This is a genomic window from Lysinibacillus sp. NPDC097231 (assembly GCF_044761885.1).
Lineage (GTDB): Bacteria > Bacillota > Bacilli > Bacillales_A > Planococcaceae > Lysinibacillus.
This window is the reverse complement of the sequence record NZ_JBIWDH010000018.1, coordinates 26132-52948: the sequence shown is the minus strand read 5'-3', so window position 1 is coordinate 52948 and position 26817 is coordinate 26132. Positions and strand designations below refer to the sequence as shown.

Genomic DNA, 26817 nt, shown 5'->3' with positions numbered 1-26817 from the left:
GCGCTTCCTTAGTCAATTTATTGTGGGCGTCGGGCAATGATAGCAACCCAATCTTCCATTAGTAATACTTCTTCGATGACAAAGCCTGAAGCTTCCAGTGCTGCTTTTACATCATCACGTTTTGCGCCGATGATGCCTGAAGTGACATATAATCCACCTGGTTTGACAATTGAAAATGCATCGTCAGTAAAGGACATAATAATTTCTGCTAAGATATTGGCCACAACAACATCAGCCGGTTCCTTAACAGTATCCAATAGGTTTCCATGGAATACAGATACTTTATCGTCTACTTTGTTTAACACAATGTTCTCTTGTGCTGAACGTACAGCTACTTCATCTAAATCAAGCGCATGTACACTTTTAGCTCCAAGTAATGCTGCGCCAATAGAAAGGACACCTGAACCAGTACCAATATCTATGACTGTGTCTCCCTCATGTACAACCTTCTCAAGCCCTTGTAAGCACATAACAGTTGTTGGGTGTGTTCCTGTACCAAACGCCATACCAGGATCTAATTCTATAATTAATTCATCTGTTGATACTGGTGTATAGTCTTCCCAAGTTGGTACAATTGTAAAGCGTTCAGAAATTTTTACAGGATGATAGTATTGTTTCCATGCTGTCGCCCAGTCTTCCTCATTTACTTCTACAATCGATACAACATTCTCACCAATATCGATGTTAAAGTTCGTTAGATTTGTTATAGCCGCTTTAATTTCTTCGACTGTTTCATTTAAAAAACTAGACTCCGATAAGTAAGCCTTGACAATAACACCATCTTTCGGAAAATCCTCTTCATTTAGCGCATAAATTTCACCATACTGATCTTCTCGTGGCTTAGCAAATTCAGTAGAATCCTCAATAACAACACCACTTGCACCTGCTTCATGCAAAATATTCGAAATTGCTTCTACCGCTTCATTTTTTGTATGAATGGATAATTCTGACCACTTCACGTAGCTCTTCAGCTCCTCTAATTATTCACCTTGGAATTTTTTCTTGATTTTATCGAATAGTGAGCTTCCTTGTTCTTCAGGAATATCGCCACTAATTTCTGCAAATTCACGTAGTAACTGTTTTTGTCTTTCTGTCAATTTTTCTGGTGTGATAACTTTTACAGTTACATATTGATTACCTGTGCCATAGCCATGGACATTTTTAACACCTTTATCTTTTAGGCGGAATTGCGCGCCTGACTGTGTGCCGGCAGGAATACGTAATTTTACTTTTCCATGCACAGTCGGTACTTCTATTTCATCACCAAGAGCTGCTTGCGGGAATGTTAGTTTTAGCTCGTAGTAAATATCGTCTCCATCTCGCTCAAACTCATTGTGTCCTTGAACGCGGAACATAATATATAAATCTCCCGCTGGTCCTCCGTTTATACCTGGTTCACCTTGACCAGATACACGAATTTGTTGACCATCATCGACACCTGCGGGAATCGTTACTTTGATTTTCTTACGTATTTGAACTTTTCCTTCGCCACGACATGTCGAACATTTTTCTTTAATGATTTTGCCCGTACCATGACATGTCGAACAAGTACGACGATTCATCATTCGACCAAATGGTGTATCGACTGCTTGATTTACTTGACCAGCACCTTTACATGTTGAACATGTTTCCGGTTGAGTACCTTGTTTTGCGCCTGAACCGTGGCAAGTATCACACGTTTCATCTTTTGGAATTTCGATTTCTGTTTCTTTTCCAAAAATCGCTTCCTCAAATTTAATATTCATACGATATTGTAGGTCATCACCCTTGCGTGGTGCATTCGGGTCCTGACGGCGACCTCCACCACCAAAGAACGAGCTGAAAATATCCTCGAAGCCGCCAAAGCCGCCGCCTCCGAATCCACCACCAAAGCCTGCATTTGGATCCTCGTGGCCAAATTGATCATAGCGCGCTTTTTTCTGATCGTCACTTAATACTTCATAAGCCTCAGCGATTTCTTTGAATTTTTCATCTGCACCTGGCTCTTTATTAAGGTCAGGATGGTATTGCTTTGATAATTTACGGTATGCTTTTTTAATGTCATCTTTTGAAGCCGATTTCGTTAAACCAAGCACCTCGTAGTAATCGCGTTTCTCCATGATTCACACTCCGCTCTTTTTGCATAAAATCTATTGTACCATGCAGTTAAAAAAACTGCCTCTATTTTTCCTAATTATTAAGTAAAAATGTAGCATCTCAAGTCATTTCACTTTTCTCGCAGTTAACCTATGCAGCAAGTCTATGAAATGTGCATTCTTTTTGTGTCAAGAACATCCTATTAGCCAAGTCTTTAAATCAATTTCGCCTTGGCGTAATTGCGTCCGGATTTTGAATTGTGCCTGCACAATTCATTCCTTTGAAAATCCGTGACATCCGCCGGAGGCTTTGGGCCAACGTGATGTTGGTCACTCAGGCGTTTTCATAGGATGTGAAGTTCTTAGCCTGAGTTCCTCTATTTCAGTAGGTGTTTGAACACCCACTGAAAAGGAACCAAAACTGCATTCATCTCACCACCTGTAGAGGTGGGAGTCTTCTGCTGAATGAAGATAAAGAGAAAAGCCAAAGCCGCAAGCGGTCTTTGGCTTTTTCACTTAACTGTGCTACTATCTATTATTTATCGTCTTTTACTTCTTCAAAGTCAGCATCTACAATACCGTCGTCTTTTTTACCAGCGCCAGCATCTGCACCTGCATCGCCACCTTGAGCTGCTTGAGCAGCTGCTGCAGCTTGTTCATATACTTTCATTACTAATGGCTGTAATACGCCTTCTAATTTTTCTTTAGCAGTTTTAATGCCTTCTAATTCACCAGCTTCAAGCGCTTTTTTAAGTTCATCACGAGCATCTTCAACAGATTTTTTCTCGTCTTCTGTAATTTGTTCGCCTAAGTCAGCAATTGTTTTGTCAACTTGGAACACTAGTTGATCTGCTTCGTTACGAAGATCTGCTTCTTCTTTGCGTTTAGCATCTGCCTCAGCATTCGCCTCAGCATCTTTTACCATACGTTCAATTTCATCATCAGATAAACCAGAATCAGATTGGATAACAATTGTTTGTTCTTTGTTTGTACCTAGATCTTTCGCTTTAACAGATACGATACCATTTTTATCAATATCGAATGTTACTTCGATTTGCGGAATACCACGTGGTGCTGGTGGAATATCTGATAATTGGAAGCGACCTAATGTTTTGTTGTCAGCTGCCATTGAACGTTCACCTTGTAGTACGTGAATGTCTACTGCTGGCTGGTTGTCAGCTGCAGTTGAGAATACTTGTGATTTAGATGTTGGGATCGTAGTATTACGGTCAATTAATTTTGTGAATACGCCACCCATTGTTTCGATACCTAATGAAAGTGGAGTTACGTCAAGTAAAACTACGTCTTTAACATCACCAGTTAATACGCCGCCTTGAACTGCAGCACCCATTGCTACTACTTCGTCAGGGTTTACACCGCGGTGTGGTTCTTTATTAGTTTCTTTACGTACAGCTTCTTGTACAGCTGGAATACGAGTAGAACCACCAACTAAGATTACTTGGTCAATTTCAGATGTTGAAAGACCTGCATCAGATAACGCTTGACGTACTGGACCTACTGTACGGTTTACTAATGGTAATGTAATTTCGTCGAATTTAGCACGAGTTAAAGAAATTTCTAAGTGTAATGGTCCCGCCTCACCAGCAGTGATGAATGGTAAAGAGATTTGAGTAGATGTTACACCAGATAAATCTTTTTTCGCTTTTTCAGCTGCATCTTTTAGACGTTGCATAGCCATTTTATCTTTAGAAAGGTCAATGCCATTTTCTTTTTTGAATTCAGCTACAAGATATTCGATGATAGCGTCGTCGAAATCGTCCCCACCTAGTTTGTTATCACCAGCAGTTGCTAATACTTCAAATACACCGTCACCTAATTCAAGAATAGATACGTCAAATGTACCACCACCAAGGTCAAATACTAAAACTTTTTGATCTTGATCTTGTTTATCTAAACCGTAAGCAAGTGCAGCAGCAGTTGGCTCGTTGATAATACGCTCTACTTCTAGACCAGCGATTTTACCAGCATCTTTTGTAGCTTGACGTTGAGCATCGTTGAAGTAAGCAGGTACTGTAATAACTGCTTTTGTTACTTTTTCACCTAAGTAATCTTCAGCATAACCTTTTAAGTATTGAAGAATCATTGCAGATACTTCTTGTGGTGTGTAATCTTTATCTTCTACTTTCACCTTTTCAGATGTACCCATTTTAGATTTAATTGAAATAATTGTGTTAGGGTTTGTAACTGATTGACGTTTTGCTACTTCACCAACTTGACGTTCTCCATTTTTAAATGCGACAACAGATGGTGTTGTACGATTTCCTTCTGGGTTTGGAATTACTTTTGGTTCTCCACCTTCAAGTACAGAAACACAAGAGTTTGTTGTTCCTAAGTCAATACCAATAATTTTGCTCATTAAAATTTCCTCCTATTATTTAAACGCAAATAACACGTTTTCTAAATAAATTTAATTGATTAAATAGTGCATAGACTATTCGTTCACTGATACCATTGTTGGGCGTAATACACGATCCTTTAACATATACCCTTTTTGAAGCTCGCGTACGACAACACCCGTCTCTTTTTCACTATCTTGTTCCTGCATGACAGCTTGGTGGATATTTGGATCAAATTGCTCACCTTCAGCTTTAATAACTTGTAATCCTTCCTTCTCCGCCGCTTCTAACAGGGAACGGTATACCATTTCAATACCTTTTACGATAGAAGTGGTTTCTTCTGAAGTCGCTTCAACTTGTAAGGCACGTTCAAAATTATCTAATATCGGTAATAAATCTGATAGCAAGCTTTGTGCACGGTATTTTTCAGCAGCCTCACGATCAAGTTGAGTGCGACGGCGCATATTATCAAAGTCAGCACGTAAGCGTAGATGACGATTTTCCTCATCTGCTAGCTTCGCTTGTAAATCAGCAATCTTCGCTTCGTACTGTTCTTCGATGGTTAATGTAGCTTCTTGTTCTTCTTTAACTTCTGTTCCTTCTACTTCTGTAGAAGCATCCTCAGCTTGCACTTCTTGTACAAGATCTTTGTTTTTAGTTGTTTCAGTCACTTGAATCCTCCTCATTATCAATCACTACGATTCTTCATAAAGGCCTGTGATAAATCCATGCGCAATACGTCTAGTAAAGCTACCACGCGCTTATAATCCATGCGCGTTGGACCAATGATAGCAATGGCCCCTTGCTGATCTTCACCAATTGAATAAGTGGTCGTAATGACACTACAATTTTCCATTTCTAGCTGTTTATTTTCTGAGCCTATACGAATTTGAATGCCCGCCTCATTTGGATGGAAAAGTGACTGCACTTGGCTAGTCGTCTCCATTAAGTCTAAAATCATACGGACTTTATTTAAATCGTGGAATTCCGGTTGGTTGAACATATTAGTTTTACCACCATAGAAAATTTTACTTTCTGAATTATGCATCGTCGCTGTAACGAGTGAGCGAATAAAATCATCCGCAGATCTCACATGCTGCTGTAAAACTGCTAGCACTTCAGCCTCGAGCTTTGTATGAAGGTCTTCTAATGACACACCGATTATGCGTTCATTTAAAATATTAACCATCTTCTCTAATTCAGAAGCGGTAAAATCAGGAGGTAAGCTAAACATGCGATTTTCAACATGCCCGTTATTCGTAACGATAATCGCTACTGCTGCATCGCTAGAGAGAGGCACAATAGTAAATCTTTTGACACGATGTCTTTGGACATCAGGACCTAAAAGTATCGTAGTATACGATGTCAGCTCTGATAAAATATTGGCTGACTTTCGGATGATATGCTCTACTTCTACTAGACGATCATTGAAAATTGATTGAATTTGTTGGATGTCCCTAGAATTAATGCCTTGGGGACTCAACAAATGATCTACATAAAATCTGTAACCCTTTTCCGAAGGCACTCGACCAGAGGAAGTGTGCGTTTTTTCTAAAAAGCCTAATTCCTCCAAATCCGCCATTTCATTTCGAATAGTGGCTGGACTAAATGTAATCCCTTGTTTTTTGGAGATTTGGCGAGAACCTACCGGCTGTGCAGACAAAATAAAGTCGTCCACAATTACTTGCAAAATCTGTAATTGCCGATTTGTTAGCATGATCATCACCTCTGTTAGCACTCGACTAAGAGGAGTGCTAATACTATTAATAAGTTATCAAATACCACATTTTATGTCAACGATATCGCTCAATCTTCTAGCAAAAATTGTTGAAATACTTCATTACCTACAAAACGGCCATTTCGCGTAAGACGAATTCCAATCGTATCATGTTCCAAAAGATCTTCTGAAACTAACTTTTCTATGACATGACCGTAACGTACATACATCGGTTCATGAAATTTTTCTTCATATATAGTGTGTGTTATTCCTCTCGTTTTACGCAGGCCTAAAAACATTTGCTCTTCTCGTTTCTCATTCTTTGTTACAACATGTTCATAAACAATTGGTAGCTCTCCTGCATTCACAGCCTCCATATACTTTTTCAATGGGCCATGATTTGAATAACGTGTGCCAGCTAGATATCCATGTGCACCAGCACCAAAACCTGCATACTCATCGTTTTCCCAGTAAATTTTGTTATGTCTAGAACTGGAACCAGATTGTGCAAAGTTGCTGATTTCGTATTGCTGAAGTCCATGTGCTTCCATCTGATTCATAAGCACATCATACATATCCGCTTCAAGATCTTCAGTTGGTAAATGGAGCTTACCTTTTGTGTATTGGTTATAAAAAATCGTTTTTGGTTCCACAATCAGCGAATAGGCTGAAAAATGTGGTAAATTAAGTGCAAACGCTTTGTCTAAGGAGTCCTTCCATTGTGCCATCGTTTGGCCAGGTAAACCATACATTAAATCTAGGCTAATATTTCTGAAACCTACCTCTTTGGCCAAGGCAATTGTTTCATAAACGTGTTCGTTACTATGTGTGCGACCAATTTTCTTTAATAGCTCTTGATCGAAGGATTGTACTCCCATACTTAAACGATTTACACCACCATCAAGCAATGCCTGTAATTTTGCCTTTGATAGCTCGTCCGGATTTGCCTCTGATGTAAATTCTGTCACACTATCCATCGGAATATACGTACGAATAAGCTTAAGAAGTTTCTCTAATTGCTTAGGCGATAATGCTGTTGGTGTACCGCCACCAAGAAATATGGTTTCGATTTGTGTAAAACTTTCAGGATATTTCTTTGTCGCAAGCTCCATCTCCTTGCCTAGCATATCTATATATTCATCAACAGGTTGATTTTTAAAATAAAATTTGTTGAAATCACAATAGTTACAGATTTGATGACAAAAAGGAATATGAATGTAAACACCTCGTGCCATAGCTATCCCTTCTTTCTCGCTAAGTCTTTTTCCATTTCCTCATTATAAACAAACGCGGAAGGGAACGCCATGAATCCATCTAATAAAAAAATCAAAACCACAGAATGGGTGGTTTTGATTTTTCATAGTATTGCAAAACAAAATGATATTGGAATTCTTTGGAAATATCGAGCACTTTAAATGAGATGATTACCGATCCAGGCTACTCACTTCGTTGCTGACGCTTCGCTTTCGCACAGAAAACATTTGTTGCTGTCGCTTCGCTTTCGCACAGAAAACATTTGTTGCTGTCGCTTCGCTTTCGCACAGAAAACATTTGTTTCTAACGTTTCATTTTGTACATTTACTCCACTATCAATTTATCACTATAAACGTAGATACAATAAGATACACATTTAAATCGACTCTCTTTTGCCGAAAAATCATATTATTATTTAATAGATCACTTTAATTTCATTAACATAAAATTTTTAATGGATACTCTTAAAAAAATATGATTCCTACACATATACCAATTAGTACAAGTAAATAAGGTTGGATTTTCCAACGAATTAAGCACCCTAAAAAAACAGCTGCTATCAATATATCTACTCCATTATGAATTGTTTGTGTAACAATAGGATGAATAAAAGCTGCACTTAATATGCCAACAACCGCAGCATTTGCACCAGCCATCGCCCCTCTTAATCCTGCGAAACGATTAAGTGTTAACCAAAAAGGCATCGCCCCTACTATAAGCAAAAAAGCTGGTAGAAAAATAGCTAATGTGGCTATAATGGCCCCTGGTACTCCAGCAATGACCATACCAATATAGGAAGCAAACGTAAATAATGGACCCGGGACTGCCTGTGTCATTCCGTAACCTGCTAAAAAATCAGAAGAACTCATTAATCCACTTTGAACAAACTGTGCATCTAGTAATGGCAATACAACATGGCCTCCACCAAACACTAATGCACCCGATAAATAAAACTTTTCAATCATCATAAACCATTCATGTTGAATAAATGAATTTGCAACTGGTAAACCAATAAGCAATATCACAAACAGCACTAAAAAGATGACACCAGCCTTTTTTGATATCGGTGATGGCTTCTCTATTAAGTCATCCAACGCTCTGCTGTTCTTAAAAAATTGATAACCTATTAAAGCAGCCACCGTAATAGCCGTTACCTGTGCTAGTGGATGAATCCATAAAAGTACTACTACAAGTGCCAACAAGGCAATAATCAAATGACGAATACTAGGAATTAATTTTTTGGACATATCGAAAATAGCTTGTGCAACAATGGCAACCGCCACTAATTTTAAGCCATGAATCCAGCCCATATCCACCCCTGTCTGTGTTGAAAAATAGGCGAATGCCATAAGTAGCAAAACTGATGGTAATGTAAAACCAAGAAATGACACAACACTCCCTAACACCCCGCCTCGTAATAAACCAATACCCATCCCTACCTGGCTCGATGCTGGTCCAGGTAAAAATTGACTAAGCCCAACTAGCTGACTGTAATCATTATCCGATAACCATTTTCGTTTTTGAACATACTCATTTTGAAAATATCCTAAATGTGCAGTTGGTCCCCCAAAGGATGTACAACCTAATTTAAAGGAAACTAAAAATATCTCCCATAACCTTCGCAATACCTTCACTACTTTCCATGTTATTACTCTTAATTTTACACGGAGTGACCATTCTTTAAGGTTAAAGTTTTGTAAAGTAAAATGTAAAAGGGGAATTTGTTAAAATTTGCATATAACATATCTACCTCTATTTTACTTTAAGTTTAATGGTTGAATGAATTTCGCTTCCATCTGCAGCAACTGGAATTAGCTTGTAGCTATTCTCCGTTAAATATAATGCATCGAGGCGGACACCCCATTTTTTATATTCAACATCTAAAGGATAGGCTGAGTTAAGATTCCATATTTCCCCTGATGCTGATTGAATTTTAAATTTTATGACTTCATGTAATAGGGCCTTTTCAGAATGAAAGTAAATCGTGGTTGATATTGGTGTAGAAATAACTTTTTCTATCGTTATTTCTTGACCAGTCAACATCTTTACCTTTTCCTCAACAGAGAAGACTTTTCGATCCTTTTGTAATTGCTTTTGTGAGGCTTCCACCTGAAATTCCCACGGTTCATTAATCGGTTTTTCCCCGTTCCAGTCGTTATAGCGAATATCTAATTTTAATATTTCATCTTTGGGTAGATCACTTAATTTCACACTACTATAGATGGTATAGATTTTATCTGATTGGGCCATGGACTGTCCGCCATTTCTGACTGTAAATTCTTTTCCATTCACAAGCACCTGCGGAAAGAAAAAAATTTGATGATCGAAATTTAGGTCCTTAACTGGTTTAAAGGTAGCATTCAATAATATCTGATTATCATCAATCATCACTTCATTTAATGTTAAACGACCTAAGCTATTTTCAGTGGTTTTACCGACAACCGTTTTGTAAGCTTCAAAGTTCAAGTTCAAGTCCTTATTGAACAGAAAATAAAAAACAATTACAGATGTAGCAATCAATAATAACAGCACTACAATAAACCATATTTTGCGCACTCGATTCCTCTTAGGCTGGACATCAACTAGAAGCATATCACTAGACAACATGTACACCTCATTTTTAGAAAGTTTATACATAAATGCTTTTTTATATTGTAGTTATCCGTTGATCATTATATAACCTCAAACATCTATGCCGCCTATAAATATGTATCTAAAGGAATTATTCACATTCCTTTATGGTAACGAGTTTTTTTCGTTTCCTCCTTTAAATACTCAACAAATAAATCGTCTTTAACTAACCATGCTTGATAATTTCTTTTTAAAAACCATTCCGCTTCATTAAAGCTCGTAAAAATATGATCTAATGGAAGTTTATTTTTTTCCATTATCCAATCAACATCTGTTATTGGATATAGTAAAAATATCTCATCCTCTAGATTTTTATATAATGCCCCAAATAAAGAAAACCTTACATTATAGCGATTTCGTTTCGCGTCCTCTGGGATTGGTTTTATATGAAATGTTTGGGCCACAAACTGCTCATAAGCTACATCGGTTAAAGTACAACCAGCTGCCTTCTGGTGCCCGCCACCTCCGAAGTCTTCTGCAATCGCCGAAACATCGATGTGATTATGGATTGTACGAAAGGAAATTTTTTTGCCTCCCATATTTAATATAGCAATAAAATCAAGATGTACATTTTCTTTTCCTAATTCATTGCCAAGCTCAGAATGGTAGGATTCCGCATAAACTACTCCTACAAAGTATTCTCCCATTGCCGTTTGTACAAGTTCTCTTCTTTTTCGGCGGATATAACGTTCAATTTTATCTTCTTCCATATTTAAAATTTTCATTTCAAATTCATCAAAGTCAAAATGCTCACTTGTCTTTAAACGTTCAAGCATTTTTTCCTCAAATTCTTCAATCGACACTAAAAAAAAGAGTGTATTTAGCCGATGCGCTTGCTGATTGTTGTTTTTCTCCCATTCCCAAGTATCGTACTGTCTAACCAACTCTACAAATTCTGTGATGACATTCGTTTTTTCCAATAACCCATGTGTCACTAGGTACTTATAAAATAAGGACGTTGCTGAATTTAAACATCCTTTTTCATCTTCTACTAATACTTTAGCCCACTGATAATCATTCAAATGATTAGCTGTTTTATGATGATCAAGTAGTTGTACATTACCAGTCGCGTTATAAAAATCGTTCAATCTTTTTTCATTTTCTTCGCTTGGAGACAGATCAGTAATAAACAAAAACATATCTTGCTGGTCATGCTCTAAAAAGTACTCAATCTCGCGGTCAAGCGAAGAAATTGAGTTGTACCTTACCTTTGCTTGGTCTTCAAAAGCAAGCTTCGCTAAAATCCCGCACCCTACTCCATCTAAATCATTGTGTGATAACAATTTATACATTTTTTCACCTCAAATATAGTATGGTTTATGACATAAGAAATTATTGAAATTTTATTTTCACAAAAACATTGTGTCAAAATTTCATTAGGGTATACTATCGAATTGGAAGCATGCTGTGACAACGTCTGAATTCTAAAAGTACAAGGAGGGATTGTTCTGAAAAAAAGAATTGCTTATTTAGGATTTGGTCTTGTATTCATTGCTGTTTTAGCAGTTGCTACATATACATTAATGAACGCTAGGAACTATCAACTATTTGGTAGTATTACCTCACATGTCAAAACACAGGAGAAGGTTGTCGCATTAACATTCGATGACGGCCCTACTAAAAATGTCAGCGCAATTTTATCTTTATTAGATGACTACAATGCTAAAGCAACTTTTTTTCTAATTGGGAAGGATATTGAGGAAAATTCAGAGGAAGCTAAAAAAATTGTCAGTGCAGGTCACCAAATTGGGAATCATACGTACTCACACAAACGCATGATATTTAAAAGTCCTGTCTTTTACAAAAATGAAATTGAAAAAACAGATGAACTAATTGAAAGTATAGGCTATACAGAAACGCCATCTATACGACCGCCATATGGCAAAAAATTAATCGGATTCCCCTATTACTTAAGCAAAAATAATCGCGATACGATTACGTGGAATTTAGAGCCTGATTCATATTACTCAGCGGTCAATGAGAAAATCAAATATGTTCAAGAAAATATCCAACCAGGCTCTATTATATTAATGCACCCAATGTATGATGATACTGGCAATGAATTGCAAGCGATTGAAGGGATTTTACAAACTTTATCTAAAAGCGGCTATAAATTTGTCACTATTAAAGAGCTTCAAAAATTATAAGAATGTCAAATAATTAATCAGCTGTTGGCCAGGATCTCCTAGCCAACTTTTTTCTTTACGTGAATAAACTGAAGTAATGGATTTGTCAGGGATGCGATACAAACTGCAATAAATAAAGTATAGTTTTGTCCATGATTAATAAAGAAAATATCCACTACCCAAAGTATTAATAGTGCCCAGAAAACTACATTATAACTAATATATCCACTATTTCGTACAATTTGTTTACCCATCTCGTCTTTTTGTAGTTCTTCTCGTGTGCCCCATGTAAAAAACTGCCCCCATGCAACAACTATAGCAATGATAACTAGTAGTTCTGTTACACCATAAGGTTCATCAATGACAACATAACTAAGTAATGTACCGCCCAAATAAACTGTTGCTAATATCAGAAAAACCAAACTAATTATTCTTTTTTTCTTCATTCAATCTCATTTCCTTTCCCCGTATATTGAAATAATTGATCGACTGACACTCCCAGACAAAAGGCTAATTGAAAGGCAAGGGCTAAGCTTGGATCATATTTATTGTTTTCTATAGCATTTATCGTTTGACGTGAAACACCACATACCTTAGCCAAGTCCTCCTGAGACATTTTCTTTGCCTTTCGAGCCTCTTTAATAATGTTCTCCATAATTAGCACCTTCCTCAAAAAATGTAAAACATGTTTTACATACATTATCATAATATTCCCATTTATTTATGTCAAACATATTTTACATTTTGTGATATAGAATTATAATCTGGAAAAAATAAATGGCTATTGTCCTTCTGAAAACAGGACAATAGCCATTTACATTTATATAAAAATATCATTATTGTACCAGATCGGTAATTAGTTCAAAAAATATGTTATATCCGCTTTTTACTTAAAAAGCAGATAAATATTTATATATTCTCTCCTTCAATAGTCAAAAAGTGTTAAAATTTTCACCATTTTTAGTTAAATCAAAATTATGTTTGTCATAGTATTTATGATTAAAAAATTCAAACTCTCATAAAGCATACTTTTCGTTGATTTCGCAATATTTCTCTTAAAAATATTATAAAAACCCTTCGAAAATACTACATTTACAAAAAAACTATCACCATATTCCTTCTCATCATTTCCCACTAATACAAATCAGACTATTTAGAACTATCTAAATTATTTTTCTAGAAAAATATAAATTCATTTTCTGTTATAATATGTTATTATATCCATACCAAAATATACTATTTTTATATTGCGAAAAATAGAGGAAATATGAACTATAAAGGGTGATGAATATGAAGAGAATCCAACAATTGTTCCAAAGTGAAGATGGAAATATTGAACAGAGAGAGAGTTTTTTATCCCTATTGGAGAAAATTGTTTCCTCGTTAGATGAGTTAAAAAATTCGAAAACAACAACTCTTGGACCGATGAAAGAACGCTCAGACAATTTCTATAAAGAGTTAATGCAAGAAAATCAAGTGCCGGCTTCCGGTATCGGACTTGAACAGGTTGTAAATGAATTAATAAAATTGATGCAAGGACATCCTTACCATACACGCAACTTTGTCACAAATGTTTTACCAATGGCGAGCATCCCTGGCATATTAGGCCAATTTACTAATGCTCTACTTAACGGTAACAATCTATGGGATGTATACGGACCTGCTGCTGCAGAATGTGAGGTAAAAGTAGTAGCAATGATGTCGAAGTTAGTAGGCTACGACTATACACAAAGCTTTGGTTATACGACTTGGGGTGGACAAGGGGCTGTCTTTAGTGGGCTACGTCTTGCGATCGCTAAACAATTCCCTAACGCAAAAGAAGATGGCGTACCCAATAATTTATATTGCTTCGCCTCAGAAAATGCTCATTACAGCTTATTAAAATCAATTGAAGCAGTCGGCATTGGTAGCAAGCATTTAATACGTGTTAAAGCTGGCAAAGACCATTCAATTGATGTCGAAGACTTACGTATGCGTATGACTGAGGTTATCGAAAATGGTGGCATTCCGGTGTATGTAGTTGCAACAACAGGAGCGACAGATCAATTTGCCATTGATGATGTACAAGCAATCAAAAAAGTTACAACTGATCTTGAACAAAAATATTCCTTAAAATCTATACATATTCACGCTGATTCAGCTTTAGGTGGTTTTTATGCATTTTTCAACGATTATGATTTTAAGGCGAACCCACTTCAGTTAGAAACTGATGTTTTACAAGGACTTAATCAAATTAGAGAACGTCTGCAATATCTCCCGATTGCAGACAGCCTTTGCTTCGATTTCCAAAAGCTTGGTCAAACACCGTATTTAACAAGCTTATTCTTAGTTAAAGAAGGGAAACATTTACAGCTATTAGATATTGAGGACTTCGACACACCTTATGTAGGTAATCGAGGTTACGGCTCTTATCACACAGGCTATACATTAGAGTGCTCTCGAATGGGTAGTTCAATTGCTATTTATGCAGCATTACAGGCGTTTGGCAAAGAAGGCTACCAACAAATATTAGCTAATTATGTACGTGTAAATTTAGCATTCCGTGCGCAGTTAGCCGAGAAAACTCCAATGTTACAAGTAGTCAATGAGTCTAATATTGGACCAGTCACTGCCTTTCGTTTGTACCCTGAAGGCTTTAATTGGAAAACCGAACAGTCTGGTAACTATACGCAAGACCAGCTTGAATATATTAACGGTATTAACGCCTCTTTATTCGAGATTATAGGAGAAGGTCGCGACGAAGTATTTTTTGGTGATACGACCCGAGTTTGTACTGTTAGCACTAGCGATACAAAACAACAAATTCCAGTCGCTGCTGCAAAATTCTTTTCAATTTCTCCTTATACTGAAACAGAACATATTAGTGATATGATTCATTTCTTACAACAAAAGGTTAAAGTATTGGAGGATGCTAAAGTTGAGTATAGTTACTAAATTAAAGAGTTCTTTACTCTATAAATATATTGCAAGTTTTACGATTCCTATTGCGATCATTTCGATAATATTTAGTGTCGTATTATTCGTTACCTCTTATCGGATCATCGATAATTTTGTTATTACACAATTCGAGTCAGAATTAGAGGTTATATCAAAAACAATTTTTAATGATATTGACAAAAATGACGTCAAAGCTGCAGATAACGGCGATAAGGATAAATATGAAGAAATATTAAATGAATTAAATGAAACACTTAAAGAATATGATATCGAAAATGCTTACGTTCTTTCACGTGCAAATGGTAAAGAACATATTGTTGCATTAAGCAATAAAAATGATTATCAAGAGGACTACATTTTTAGTGAGGACATGAAAGAAGCACTAAAGACTGGAACCGTTCAATCTAGTGATATTTATAAAGATGAATATGGTATACATAAATCGATTTTCATACCATTTAAAGATACTGATATTCTTTTTGGTCTAGATATGGATGCTTCATTCATTTCTAAACTTCAGACAGAAACACTTTGGATTTGTATTATCATGACCGTGATTTTTATGATATTTGGTATTATTGTGGCTTATTTCATTAGCAAAGGCATTATAAAACCAATTAAAAATATGACTGGTTATGTTGGTAAGGTAGCAAAAGGAGACTTAACTGTTGAGCCTCTTCAAATAAAAGGTTCTAATGAGATTGCACAGCTTTCAGAGGGTATTGAAAATATGACAGAAGATTTACGTTCACTTATTCAGCAAATTGCCGAAAATGCTGAGCAAGTAGCTGCCATGTCAGAAGAATTAACTGCAAGCTCAGAGCAAACAAGTGCATCTATTCAACAAATTACATCTTCAATGCAAGAAGTCGCTGCAGGTTCAGAAAAACAAACCTCGTCTATTGAAGAAGTAGAAAATCATATTACAACGATCTCCACTAAAATGTCAGAAGTTGTATCGAGTGTAAGTGATGTCACTGCTAAGGCATTTAGTGCATCCTCTATTTCAGAAAAGGGCAATACGACGATTCAAAGTGCTACAGAAAAGATGGCTATAACATCAAATGCTATTCAAGAAACTTCAGAGGTTGTGGAACGTTTAAGCACATACTCGAATGAGATTGGTGACATTGTAACCTTAATTAATGAGATTACAGATCAAACAAATCTACTCGCTTTAAATGCATCTATTGAAGCAGCACGAGCTGGTGAGCATGGTAAAGGCTTCGCAGTTGTAGCAGAAGAAGTGCGTAAGCTTGCTGACCAATCATTAGCGGCAACGAACAGTATTCGAACACGAATAGAAACGATTAAGGAAGAGTCTGCTCAAGCTGTAAAATCCATGGCAATTAGTAGTTGTAATCTTGCAGAAAGCTCTACTACATTTAATGCATCAGGGGAAGCCTTTGGAACAATCTATTCACATATTACTGAGCTTACTCAAGAGATGGATCATGTCAATAATTTCATTACTAATATCAACGAAGGAGTTAGTAACATTGCTAGTTCTGTTGAAGAGGTTGGTGTCGTAGCCGTTCAATCATCCGGCAACATTCAAAATGTGGCAGCTGCTTCTGAAGAACAATCAGCAAGTATTGAAGAGATTACTGCATCTTCAAATAATTTAGCAGAGATGGCACAGCAACTTCGTAATATCATACAAAAATTTCAGTTATAATAATAACTAAGCAAGATCATTTTTCTTTCTAATAACAAAATCCGCTATATCTTCTGTAGGTACTAACAGAAGTTTATGCGGATTTTTTACGCCAAAGCGAAATTGATTGCCTCTTAAAAGTTCTACTATTTTAGTGCTCTCTTGTTCATCCATGTAACCGTTTCTTCTAGCCCTACTCTATATGAAGTACGTGGTAAAGCACCTATTTCCTTTTCGTATTTCTCCCCACTTAAAATGACCGGTTCTTCTGTTAAATACATCATTTCAACTACTTCTTTCATTGGAGGAGAAAATATTCCGATTAGTCGTATCATCCCTTTAGAGACTGTACGAACACCTTTTTTGTGTCCTGTAATTTCATGTGAAATTTTCACAAGTTCTTCCCCTGTAATTGGATGGACAGCTGGCACGTTCCAATTCTGATTATAAGCATCATCTCGTAAGGCAAGCTCAACCATTGCCTTAGCACCATCAACTGTATAAAGGAATTCCCTTTCCACATGCATATTTCCTACAAAATTAGCTTTTTTACCTTGTACAACATTTTTTAATGTTTCATAGAGTATTGTATTCTCTGCATTTGGTCCGTACAAATCAGGGAAATGAACGATTAATGAGGGGACATTACTGTCTTTTAATTTATTTTCCATCGTTAAACGAATTCTTCCTTTTTTCGTTTGCGGTTTCTTACTAGCCTGCTCTTTTACAGGTTTTGTCGATTGTCTACCATATGCATAAATATTATCTACAAGTGCAATCTTCGCTCTCTGCCTTTCGGCTATGTTAATCACTATTTCTAAGCATTTCATATGCAGCTCTTCCCAATACTGATACGGAAAGCTAATAGCATGAAAAATAACGTCCACACCATTGGAAGCCTTCATCATTTCCTGTTCGTTAAATGCATCACCTGAAATGATTTCGACATTTTTTTGATGCTGAAACAGTGCAACTAATTTTTCTTTATTTCTAGCAAATGCCTTCACCTGTATATTCCGTCCTACTAATTCATTAACAAGGGCATAGCCCATACCACCAGATGCCCCAACAACTAATGCTTTTTTCAATTTTAATTCCCCCTTTTATTAACCACCGGTCAAATAACTTTGAAAAGCAAGCTCTAGATTTTTTCTAGAGCTACTCTTTTTATGTTAAAGCTTTGATCAGAAATTTTGCATGTACATCTACCGCATCTTTTGCTTCCTCATAATTTTTTACATAATGACGATAATGTGCAACAAATCCATGAAGAGCAATAAATGTAGAATGTATATCTGAAAGCAACAGTTCAGTTTTTGATAAAAATTGTACAGATTGTGCAAATTTTTGATAACTCAAGTTTGCCGCCTCTTGTGAAAGTCCATCAATTTCACTGTTCCTTATCATAAACATTAATTCATATTGGCTTTGATTGTTTAAGCCAAAAGCCATATAGCCTATAAAAACGTTCAGCAGTTTAGTATTATTATCTTCAAAACTATTTACTGTTTCATCTAAAGTATTATTTAATTCTGAAAAATAATCACCTAAAATAGTGTAAAAAATCTCTGCTTTATTTTTAAAATGGTAGTAAATAGCCCCATGACTACAGCCAAGCTCTTTAGCAATACTACGCATTGATACTTGGTGAAAATCCTTCGTGATAAATTGCTTATGTGCCTCATTTATAATCATTTCTTTTGTCAAATCTTTTGTTGACGGTTTACGAGGTGACATATTGTCCTCCTTATTTGACCAGTGGTTAATAACTAGTATATGAGAATTTTCATTATTTGGCAATAGTTTACTCAAGCGTTTGAACAAAATAATGTTTAACTAAAAAACAACCCCCTACTACTCGAGTAGGAGATTCATTTTAACAACATTAAATTAGACCCTTCACAACTTTTGAAATAACAGCACCTTCAGCTTGACCAGTTAATAAAGGTTTCGCAATTTTCATCGCATCCCCCATATTCATTCCTTTGACAATACCAGCTGTCACTAGTTTTTCTTCAATTTCTTCCTCAGTTAATTGCTTTGGTAAAAATGCTTTTAATAGTACTAATTTTGCTTCTTCTTTTTCAATTAAGTCAGCTCGCCCCGCATTTTGAGCACCCTCTAAAGCCTGATTTGTTTGCTTTACCTCGCGATTAATGATAGCAATTTCTTCTTCAGCCGATAAAGCCTCTCCCTTTTCCTTCTCCGCTAAATCTAATGCAGATTTTAAAAGCGTCAGTACGCCTTTTGCCAATGCATCCTTTTCTTTCATTGCCTTTTTTAATTGTTCAAATACCTCTATTTTTAACAATATTTTCACTCCTTCGTGCCATTAATTATACCATAAAGTAAAACTTAATCAGTGAGGGGGGTTCTCATCTCCTACTGATTATAGTCTGCAGTAATCCGGCTTGTACGAGCAGTTCATCCACATCTAACTTGTTTACTTTCGGTGAATGTAAAGGATGGCAGCATCTTGTACCTGTACAGATAAATTACTGCGCGTTAATGTGGGATAAAAAAATACCGTAACCTAAAGGGATACGGTAAGTTAATTTAAACTATTTTGCTCTTTTGAAGAATTGATACCTCAGCTTTTGTCTCTAATAAATCATGTGATAAAATTACAAATTTTGCATCCATAACCTCTATCTTTTGACTTAAATTTTGTTCAACCTTTTCTAATTTTGCTTCCACTACTTCGATTTTCTCATCTAATTTTCTTTCGACCGCTTCAATCTTCTCTTCTAATCTCCTTTCGACCGCTTCAATTTTCTCTTCTAATCTCCTTTCGACCGCTTCAATTTTCTCTTCTAATCTCTTTTCGACCGCTTCAATTTTCTCTTCTAATCTCTTTTCGACCGCTTCAATTTTCTCTTCTAATCTCTTTTCGACCGCTTCAATTTGTTGCTGAAGATCTGATTTCATGTCTTGCATTTGCTTAGAGAGCTCCAAAATAGCTTGAAGGATCGTATGTTGGTTCACTTCTTGTTCCATTGTCGACTTTCTCCTTTCAATTTAATGATTTATTTACACTATATTTAATCTCATAACATTGTTCACACTGATATCACTAAAAGTAGAGTTACAGAAGCAACTCTTCCTACCATTCTATCTATGATTTTTTTCAAAGTCAAAATATTAAAAGTGGGCTTTTGTCAAGTATTTTTAGCCTTGTCATGTAATCGTTGGACATGTAATTACAATAATAACTTGTCCAATAGTTTTAAAATGTCCCCAATATTAAGACATCTTGTTCAATCATATAATAGCCTAAGAATAAGCTATATGGCTGTAGGGGTGCTGGCTATGAAGAAAGCATTGAAGATTATTCACCCCTTTTCTTATGGTGAAATTAACCTATTATCTATCCTAAAGACATTATAATGCCCGATATTAATTATTGTGGTCTCGTATTCAGAGGAGCAAGATGATCGAGAAGACTGGAACGGAGGACATTAAATGAACACTATAGCTGGAACGATTGCTTTATGTTTTTCTTTTACTTTATTTATCTATTTATTTGGATTAAAAATGGAGCATTCAATCAAGTATGATGCTGGATTCTTTTTTCTTCCGCTAATTCTACTTGTGCTTTCACTTCGCTTCTTTTATACCGATTACAAAAAGAATAAAAAATCTTTACCCATTTCTAAATAGGAATGGGTAAAGATTTAAAAAAAAGAGTATTAATAGCTTGTTAAAAAAACCTTTCCTTTAGTGGTCTTAGATGATTCAACAACTTTTATCGCTTTTTGAATATCTAGCAAATCATAATGAGAATCAACTGCCATCATTTTTAACACACCACCATTTACCAAATTCGTTAATTGATGAAATGTATCTTGCCATCTCTCTACCGAGACTTGCTTATTCCAATGTCTTAAATGGAACATATTTGCCTTAACATTTGCCTCTTTAACGATACTTTGCCAATTCACTTGGACACCTGATAAAAGACCAATCGCTAAAAATTCCCCTTCAGATTTTACACAAAAAGCAAGGTCGTTACCAGCTGCTCCTCCAATGGAATCAATAGCATCAGCCCCCCTACCATTGGTAATTTCCATTACTGTCTCATAGAGCGGTGTGATAGAGGTATCTATTACATAAGAAGCACCAAGTTGAATTAATTCGTCTGTAAATCTATTATTTCTCGTTACCGCAATAAGCTGAAAACCAATCATTTTTGCTAGCTGAGCAAAAATGTGACCAATAGCAGATCCACAGGCATTCACTAATAAAACATCATTTGGACGCAATTTTAGTACTTCTGTACAAGTAACCCAAGCTGTCATGGGGTTAATATACATTTGAGCTGCGGTAAAATCATCTATTGAATCTGGAATTAGTACGGCAAATTCTGCTCTTGTTTGAACAATCTCCTGCCAAGTTCCTTCTCCTCGTAAAGGTAATACACGCTTACCGATAAGATTTTGAGAAACAGACGGACCAACTTCCTCTACGATTCCCACCCCCTCATAGCCAGAAATAGTTGGTAAAGAAATTCGATGAGCATACTTCCCCCAAATTGGTATTAAATCAGATGGATTTATAGGGCGTGCTAGCATTCGAACGAGAATTTCTTGTGCTTGTGGAGGCTTAATCGTTTTATTTTCAAACTTTAAAACCTCCAGAGGATTTCCAAATTCATATAATTTAATGCTTTTCGCTTTCAAAAGACAGAACTCCTTTATGATTAATTCATGCATCTTCACCTACTCGTAAAACAACACCATTCCTGGAGCGTCGAGATCGCGTTCTGTAAATCCAAGTTTGTGATAAAAAGGTTGTTTACCTTTTGCACATGAAAGCTGAATCCATTTTATGTTTTCTTTTTGACAATGCTCTAACAAAGCCTTCATTATCAATGTACCGATCCCTTTTCGTTGATAATCAGGGTGTACCATCACATCACAACAAATCAATTTCGCCTTGGCGTAATTGCGTCCGGATTTTGAATTGTGCCTGCACAATTCATTCCTTTGAAAATCCGTGACATCCGCCGGAAGCTTTATCTTCATTCAGTAGGTATTGTCGACACCTACTAAATGAAGATAATGTTTGATAGATGCCATCTGAAATAATTCTTCCATATCCAATTAATGTCTCATTCACGTAGATTGAAGCACTATACCAACTGTTAGTAATTGCTTGATATAGTTGATCATACGTATAAAGCCCTTTGGCATTCCAACCCGTTGTTTGATGTAAAGTTTTATATGACTCTATTGATGGGATAAATTCACTTATTACGTACACCATAAATATCCCCCTCGCTTTTCGAATAAATATACATCAATTTAAATATTTACTCAATATCGAAAATAAATAAATTTTGCTACCTAATTTAACAGATAGAGCATTTATAGCTGTGTAACTGTAAAATCACCCATCTCATTCATATTTAATTGAAGGTGTTTATCGATTTCTATCATAATAGGACTGACAATCGCTTTTTTATCAGAAAAATACCAAATACGTTTACTTGGTCCTAATAGCAAATTTGCACCATCTTCATAATTTCCTATAAATGTAAGCCCATCCACACTAATTTCACTGTTTTTCATTGGCGTTATACCATATTCTTTTAAACTATTTGCTACTGAATAAATAGTATCCGTGGTTAGATTCATTTCACCAATACTTAGCACATGCTCGGGTGAAAAATACTCAGCATCTTGTTTTTGGTTCACTTCCTGCCTTGAAATGAACTCTATGATATTTTCTTCTGCATCATAAAAATAACATGAATGGGCCATTAATATTTCGAAATATACTTCATCTTGACCATCTGAACATAGTATTTCCGTGTGCTCTTTTACCCAGCTTTTTGCTTGCTGAAATAAATTACATGGAATGTTTAAGGCAAAATGATATTGTTTATTCACAAAAGCAGGTATTTTTTCAAAAGTGATAATACTTTCACCAACAGCTATTTCAAAGTAATTATCCGTATTTTTTATTAATGTAAATCCTAAATGATCACTATAAAATTCCTTCATTTTATGTAAATCATATGCATATAGTTTCACCTTCGTAATCTTCAACGTAAAAGCATCTCCTTTTGCCATTTATTTTTACTATACTAGCGAAAATAAATGAATACCTCATGCAAAAGAATGAAGATTCATTAATACATTTCACCTATTGATGGGGGAATTATCCCAAAGTTGTGTACGATCCCCTCTACTATTGGGTTGTGAGATGACCAAAAATTCTACATCATCCTCTGAGTCATTTCGCATCTGATGCGGTGTAAGAGGTGGCACTTCAATTCCTTCATTTTTCTGTAAAACACTAATTTTTCCTGCGATATCAATTGTTGCTGTTCCAGATAGCACAAAGAAAAATTGTTGTGCTTGATGATGATAATGATTTACCTCTGCTGTTTTAGCGGGCATGCGCTCATGAATGATACTTAGCTCATTATTTTTAACTAAATGCCAACCATCACATTGATTCCCCCAGTTATAATGCTCTGCATACTGTTTGCTAATTTTCAAAACGAATGACCGCCTTTCTTACAATAATCCATATTATGGATATTCACCTGTTTTTTCTATATAATTTAAATAACAATATTAACATTCACAATGTCAGTTATTCATTCAAAGTGTAACATATTTACAATTTTAGCGTTTCGGTATTTAATTTTATAAATGTTCAATTTACTTCAACAAAGGAGGGAATTTGAGTGAGGAATTTTTTTATGAGTTTTTTGTGGATTATCATTGGATTAACAGTTGGTTTTCTCTTCATTAATCAGATAGAATTAGCCAATAGAAATATCCTACTAATGATTATAATAATAGCTATCACGGCCCTAATTCCCTTATACAGGAAATTATATAGAGCAGAAGAGAGATAAGTAAAGTTCTGTTTAGAACCATCTTATTTTTGGAAAACGTCTAATCCAGTCGGCTCTCTATATTGGATTTTTATCATAATCCTTCCCTTTTAATAATTTAGATATTTTCGAGAAATAATAGAAATGAATCACCGTGGTTATGGTGATTCATTTTTAGTTAAACTAAGATTATTGAGCAACACACCTTTTTTCGCTTAGATAAACTTTCCCTTATACAACATTGTTTCGTGCGCTTTATTTAATAGTAAATAGGAAAAAACGTTGCCATAGACCCACACGATGTTCGCTTGGTATCATAATTATCAGGAGGTGTTTTAAGGTGAACTCATCAAAAATTGCATTTTTATCAGTAATGAGTAATACTACTGTTGTCATATTAAAGATTATCGTTGGTTTGTTCACTGGATCAGTGGCAATTTTATCAGAGGCAATCCATTCTTTTCTAGATTTACTCGCTTCTTTAATTGCCTTTTTCTCTGTACGAATCTCCAGTAAGCCAGCTGATAAAGAGCACCCTTATGGACATGGAAAGATTGAAAATATTTCTGGAACGATTGAAACACTGTTAATTTTCATTGCCGGTTTTTGGATTATTTATGAATGTATTCATAAAATTATTACCCCCACACCAATTAAACTCCCAGTTCTAGGGATTCTGGTCATGTTATTTGGAGCCTTGATTAATTTTGTTGTATCAAGGGTTGTTTATAGAACTGCAAAGAATATTAACTCCGTTGCCATGAAATCGAACGCACTGCATTTACTTACAGACGTCTATACATCACTAGGCGTTGCCTTGAGTTTATTGATTGTCCATTTAACTGGTTGGTATATTTTAGACCCCATCATCGGTATAATACTTGCGTGTTATATTATGATTGAGGCTTTCAAACTGATGAAAGAAGCATTTCCTCCATTATTGGATGCACGATTATCAAAAGAAGAGGAACAACAAATTATTCAAATCATTGAATCATTTAGAGATGAGTATATTGAGTATCACGAATTCCGAACAAGACGCTCTGGTGCGGAAGAATATATCGATTTTCATTTGGTTGTTGGATCTAGTAAAAGCATCGAAACCGTTCATGATCTCTGTGATCGAATTGAAGAAAAAATTAAAAACATCTTCCATCACGCCAATATTCTTATTCATATAGAACCAGAGAATGAAAAATTAAATTAAAATAATTGTTTCAAAAAATGACCAGGTCTTTATTTAAGTACCTGGTTTTTCGCTTAAATAGCTAAATACACTTAACTTTTTCACTTGAAAAATTTACAATAATTATTAAGTCATTACAAAAGGAGGATACCATTTATGGAAAAAATCGAAATAAAACGACCCCACCTAACCGATATTGAAGAGTTACATAAGTTTTTTCGCCTTGTGATTACCGATACTTTTGCAAAAGAAGGTCTAGCAGAGCTCCATGATGACCAAAAAGACGAATGGGAAACGAAAAAACAATACTTACAATGGGATTTGGAAAGCCATGGAGAGAAGCGATTTTTCTTGTTAGCAGTGGATGAGGAAACTAAGGAAATTATCGGTACAATCGAATATGGAGTAGCTAATGAGTTGATTCAAAAAACGATAAAGGAGGATCTTGCAGACTTCCCTGAGATTGGCACAGTTTTTGTTCACCCCAACTTTCAAAATCGTGGAATAGGATCTATGTTACTTCAAAAAATGTTCAAAACACTAGAGAGTAAAAATGTGAGAGGTTTTTGTTTAGATAGTGGATACAAACAGGCTCAAGCTGTTTGGCAAAGTAAATTTGGAAAGCCTGACTATTTACTAGAGCATTATTGGAATGAAAACAGCCATCATATGATTTGGAAACGAAATTTTCCATTATAAAAGAGGAGGAAAAATTTATGCAATTCAAGATTTCGCAAGAGCAAAATGAACGTAAAAAATCTTTTATTAATAATAAACTTTACGAATACAATTTAAAACATTTTCCAAAAGATTTAAGAGGCAGATATCAAGAAATCAACCTCTTCCTTACAGATGAAAATGATCAAATACGTGGCGGCATCTTGGGAGAAATTTGTTGGAATTGGTTAGAGATACATACACTTATGATTGATGAGGACATGCGTGGATTAGGTTATGGATCTAAATTGTTATTAGAAATCGAGCAAATTGCTTTACATAACATATGTGATTTCATAAAGGTAGATACTCTAAGTTTCCAGGCATTAGACTTTTATCTAAATCATGGATACCAAATCTACGGTACATTGGACAATGTCGGTAGAGATTTTAAGCATTACTATTTACAAAAAGAACTTTCATATGACTAGTACATGTCCTTTTTATATGTATCTCATAAATTGAAGATTTAAAGGTGGTGTTAATATGTTAGCTTATAATGTTCAAGCAATTGTTATAGATCTAGATGGTACGCTATTAAATTCAAAAAAGCAGGTATCTGAAAGAAATAAAAAAGCCATTTTGAAGGCTCACTGGAGAGGGATCTCAATAATTTTTGCAACAGCGAGAGCACCACGTTCAGTTAAAGTATTCCTTCCTCAAGAACTGCAAGAGATTGCAAGCTTTGTTTATTATAATGGCGCTTTCATTCTAGATGAAACAATGAATTATAGACAGCACTATCCAATAGAATCGTCTATTACAAATAAAATAATAGAGTATCTTGCTGATTGTTCGACTGATCTCTGCCTCTCAATTGAATCTGAAGACAAATGGTATAGTAATAAAACAATAGATTATAGTGCAGCTATGAACGCAGTAGTAAATCCAATTATTGTGTCACTGGCAGAATTAACACAAATTAAAGCTTCAAAAATCTTGATCACACAGTATCCTTCCTATACGGAATTCCAAAAGCAATTTGCACATGAAGTTAATTCCGTTTGCACCGATGCAGGGGCATTAATTCAAATCATGGCCAAGAATGTTTCCAAAGAACGAGCAGTATATAATCTTTGTGCTCGAAAAAAAATTCCAATGGATAAAGTAATGGTTTTCGGTGATGATTGGAATGATTTAGGGTTATTTAATGCATGTGGCTATCCAATTGCTATGGGAAATGCAATACCGGAACTGAAGAATATTGCATTTTTTATTACTCTAACTAATAATGAAGATGGTGTTGCTGAAGTAATTGAACGGGTAAACATCTAGTTAATGTGTGTGGTGAGAGATAATTGAAAATTAAT

The 26817-nt window shown here is 35.5% G+C and carries 29 protein-coding genes; 8 read left to right on the top strand and 21 right to left on the bottom strand.

All coding sequences use genetic code 11. The features are described 5' to 3' along the window. Positions 1–17: 17 nt before the first annotated feature. The 9 genes from prmA to ACIQXF_RS12450 form a co-directional block, all read right to left on the bottom strand. Entirely contained in the window at positions 18–959 is a 942-nt protein-coding gene (gene prmA / locus ACIQXF_RS12490; RefSeq protein ID WP_402783311.1) for a 50S ribosomal protein L11 methyltransferase, read from the bottom strand. A 21-nt stretch (positions 960–980) separates the two neighbouring features. Then, on the bottom strand, positions 981–2099 hold the full coding sequence (gene dnaJ / locus ACIQXF_RS12485) for a molecular chaperone DnaJ (RefSeq protein WP_402783309.1): 1119 nt from the start codon (positions 2097–2099) through the stop codon (positions 981–983). A 511-nt stretch (positions 2100–2610) separates the two neighbouring features. After that, complete coding sequence (gene dnaK / locus ACIQXF_RS12480; RefSeq protein WP_402783307.1) at positions 2611–4452, bottom strand: molecular chaperone DnaK; 1842 nt, start codon at positions 4450–4452, stop codon at positions 2611–2613. A gap of 75 nt (positions 4453–4527) precedes the next feature. Then, positions 4528–5118 carry a nucleotide exchange factor GrpE gene (gene grpE / locus ACIQXF_RS12475; protein ID WP_402783305.1) on the bottom strand — a complete coding sequence of 197 codons (591 nt, stop codon included), beginning with the start codon at positions 5116–5118 and terminating at the stop codon, positions 4528–4530. 2 nt (positions 5119–5120) lie between these two features. After that, positions 5121–6149: a heat-inducible transcriptional repressor HrcA gene (gene hrcA / locus ACIQXF_RS12470; RefSeq protein WP_402783303.1), complete on the bottom strand. Its 1029-nt coding sequence runs from the start codon at positions 6147–6149 to the stop codon at positions 5121–5123. A gap of 89 nt (positions 6150–6238) precedes the next feature. After that, the gene (gene hemW, locus ACIQXF_RS12465; protein ID WP_402783301.1) at positions 6239–7384 is read right to left on the bottom strand and encodes a radical SAM family heme chaperone HemW; all 1146 of its coding nucleotides are present in this window, start codon (positions 7382–7384) and stop codon (positions 6239–6241) included. A 483-nt stretch (positions 7385–7867) separates the two neighbouring features. Continuing rightward, positions 7868–9028 carry a chromate efflux transporter gene (gene chrA / locus ACIQXF_RS12460; RefSeq protein ID WP_402783299.1) on the bottom strand — a complete coding sequence of 387 codons (1161 nt, stop codon included), beginning with the start codon at positions 9026–9028 and terminating at the stop codon, positions 7868–7870. A 127-nt stretch (positions 9029–9155) separates the two neighbouring features. After that, the gene (locus ACIQXF_RS12455; RefSeq protein ID WP_402783297.1) at positions 9156–9959 is read right to left on the bottom strand and encodes a DUF4179 domain-containing protein; all 804 of its coding nucleotides are present in this window, start codon (positions 9957–9959) and stop codon (positions 9156–9158) included. Between the two features lie 170 nt (positions 9960–10129). After that, positions 10130–11326 carry a DHH family phosphoesterase gene (locus ACIQXF_RS12450; RefSeq protein ID WP_402783295.1) on the bottom strand — a complete coding sequence of 399 codons (1197 nt, stop codon included), beginning with the start codon at positions 11324–11326 and terminating at the stop codon, positions 10130–10132. A gap of 156 nt (positions 11327–11482) precedes the next feature. Here ACIQXF_RS12450 and ACIQXF_RS12445 point away from each other — a divergent pair, with 156 nt between their 5' ends. Further along, complete coding sequence (locus tag ACIQXF_RS12445) at positions 11483–12181, top strand: polysaccharide deacetylase family protein (protein ID WP_402783367.1); 699 nt, start codon at positions 11483–11485, stop codon at positions 12179–12181. Between the two features lie 38 nt (positions 12182–12219). Here the strand turns inward: ACIQXF_RS12445 and ACIQXF_RS12440 are convergent, their stop codons facing one another. Both ACIQXF_RS12440 and ACIQXF_RS12435 read right to left on the bottom strand, forming a co-directional pair. Beyond that, positions 12220–12582, bottom strand: a complete 363-nt coding sequence (locus ACIQXF_RS12440) for a hypothetical protein (RefSeq protein WP_402783293.1) — start codon at positions 12580–12582, stop codon at positions 12220–12222. A gap of 20 nt (positions 12583–12602) precedes the next feature. Then, positions 12603–12815 carry a helix-turn-helix transcriptional regulator gene (locus ACIQXF_RS12435; protein WP_402783291.1) on the bottom strand — a complete coding sequence of 71 codons (213 nt, stop codon included), beginning with the start codon at positions 12813–12815 and terminating at the stop codon, positions 12603–12605. A gap of 635 nt (positions 12816–13450) precedes the next feature. On the opposite strand from ACIQXF_RS12435, the gene ACIQXF_RS12430 reads away from it, so the two are divergent. Continuing rightward, on the top strand, positions 13451–15094 hold the full coding sequence (locus tag ACIQXF_RS12430) for a pyridoxal phosphate-dependent decarboxylase family protein (RefSeq protein WP_402783289.1): 1644 nt from the start codon (positions 13451–13453) through the stop codon (positions 15092–15094). Beyond that, complete coding sequence (locus ACIQXF_RS12425) at positions 15078–16775, top strand: methyl-accepting chemotaxis protein (protein ID WP_402783287.1); 1698 nt, start codon at positions 15078–15080, stop codon at positions 16773–16775. Before ACIQXF_RS12430 ends, ACIQXF_RS12425 begins: the two co-directional genes overlap by 17 nt. Positions 16776–16781: 6 nt before the next feature. On the opposite strand, the gene ACIQXF_RS12420 is transcribed toward ACIQXF_RS12425, so the two are convergent. From ACIQXF_RS12420 to ACIQXF_RS12400, 5 genes are all read right to left on the bottom strand, one after another. Beyond that, positions 16782–16928, bottom strand: a complete 147-nt coding sequence (locus ACIQXF_RS12420) for a hypothetical protein (RefSeq protein ID WP_402783286.1) — start codon at positions 16926–16928, stop codon at positions 16782–16784. Beyond that, a complete protein-coding gene (locus ACIQXF_RS12415; RefSeq protein WP_402783284.1) occupies positions 16901–17842 on the bottom strand; it encodes an SDR family NAD(P)-dependent oxidoreductase in 942 nt (313 codons plus the stop codon). Before ACIQXF_RS12415 ends, ACIQXF_RS12420 begins: the two co-directional genes overlap by 28 nt. 79 nt (positions 17843–17921) lie before the next feature. Beyond that, positions 17922–18566, bottom strand: a complete 645-nt coding sequence (locus tag ACIQXF_RS12410) for a TetR/AcrR family transcriptional regulator (RefSeq protein WP_402783282.1) — start codon at positions 18564–18566, stop codon at positions 17922–17924. Between the two features lie 73 nt (positions 18567–18639). After that, positions 18640–19065, bottom strand: a complete 426-nt coding sequence (locus ACIQXF_RS12405; protein WP_402783280.1) for a GatB/YqeY domain-containing protein — start codon at positions 19063–19065, stop codon at positions 18640–18642. Between the two features lie 245 nt (positions 19066–19310). Continuing rightward, positions 19311–19751: a hypothetical protein gene (locus tag ACIQXF_RS12400; RefSeq protein ID WP_402783278.1), complete on the bottom strand. Its 441-nt coding sequence runs from the start codon at positions 19749–19751 to the stop codon at positions 19311–19313. A gap of 465 nt (positions 19752–20216) precedes the next feature. Between ACIQXF_RS12400 and ACIQXF_RS12395 the strand changes: the two genes are divergently transcribed. Next, complete coding sequence (locus ACIQXF_RS12395; protein ID WP_402783276.1) at positions 20217–20414, top strand: hypothetical protein; 198 nt, start codon at positions 20217–20219, stop codon at positions 20412–20414. A gap of 29 nt (positions 20415–20443) precedes the next feature. Here the strand turns inward: ACIQXF_RS12395 and ACIQXF_RS12390 are convergent, their stop codons facing one another. From ACIQXF_RS12390 to ACIQXF_RS12370, 5 genes are all read right to left on the bottom strand, one after another. Beyond that, on the bottom strand, positions 20444–21466 hold the full coding sequence (locus ACIQXF_RS12390) for a zinc-dependent alcohol dehydrogenase family protein (RefSeq protein WP_402783274.1): 1023 nt from the start codon (positions 21464–21466) through the stop codon (positions 20444–20446). Positions 21467–21472: 6 nt separating this feature from the next. Beyond that, the gene (locus ACIQXF_RS12385; protein ID WP_402783273.1) at positions 21473–21778 is read right to left on the bottom strand and encodes a GNAT family N-acetyltransferase; all 306 of its coding nucleotides are present in this window, start codon (positions 21776–21778) and stop codon (positions 21473–21475) included. Beyond that, a complete protein-coding gene (locus ACIQXF_RS12380; protein ID WP_402783271.1) occupies positions 21732–22019 on the bottom strand; it encodes a hypothetical protein in 288 nt (95 codons plus the stop codon). The genes ACIQXF_RS12385 and ACIQXF_RS12380 overlap by 47 nt, the downstream gene beginning before the upstream one ends. Positions 22020–22120: 101 nt before the next feature. Next, positions 22121–22804 (bottom strand): VOC family protein, encoded by a 684-nt coding sequence (locus ACIQXF_RS12375; protein WP_402783269.1) that lies wholly within the window; start codon positions 22802–22804, stop codon positions 22121–22123. A 93-nt stretch (positions 22805–22897) separates the two neighbouring features. Further along, positions 22898–23260: a cupin domain-containing protein gene (locus ACIQXF_RS12370; RefSeq protein WP_402783267.1), complete on the bottom strand. Its 363-nt coding sequence runs from the start codon at positions 23258–23260 to the stop codon at positions 22898–22900. Between the two features lie 684 nt (positions 23261–23944). Here ACIQXF_RS12370 and ACIQXF_RS12365 point away from each other — a divergent pair. The 4 genes from ACIQXF_RS12365 to ACIQXF_RS12350 all read left to right on the top strand — a co-directional run bounded on the left by ACIQXF_RS12365 (position 23945) and on the right by ACIQXF_RS12350 (position 26782). Then, on the top strand, positions 23945–24811 hold the full coding sequence (locus tag ACIQXF_RS12365) for a cation diffusion facilitator family transporter (protein WP_402783265.1): 867 nt from the start codon (positions 23945–23947) through the stop codon (positions 24809–24811). Between the two features lie 135 nt (positions 24812–24946). Beyond that, a complete protein-coding gene (locus tag ACIQXF_RS12360) occupies positions 24947–25489 on the top strand; it encodes a GNAT family N-acetyltransferase (RefSeq protein WP_402783263.1) in 543 nt (180 codons plus the stop codon). Between the two features lie 17 nt (positions 25490–25506). Next, positions 25507–25938 carry a GNAT family N-acetyltransferase gene (locus tag ACIQXF_RS12355; RefSeq protein WP_402783261.1) on the top strand — a complete coding sequence of 144 codons (432 nt, stop codon included), beginning with the start codon at positions 25507–25509 and terminating at the stop codon, positions 25936–25938. 55 nt (positions 25939–25993) lie between these two features. After that, the gene (locus ACIQXF_RS12350; RefSeq protein ID WP_402783259.1) at positions 25994–26782 is read left to right on the top strand and encodes an HAD family hydrolase; all 789 of its coding nucleotides are present in this window, start codon (positions 25994–25996) and stop codon (positions 26780–26782) included. Positions 26783–26817 lie beyond the last annotated feature (35 nt).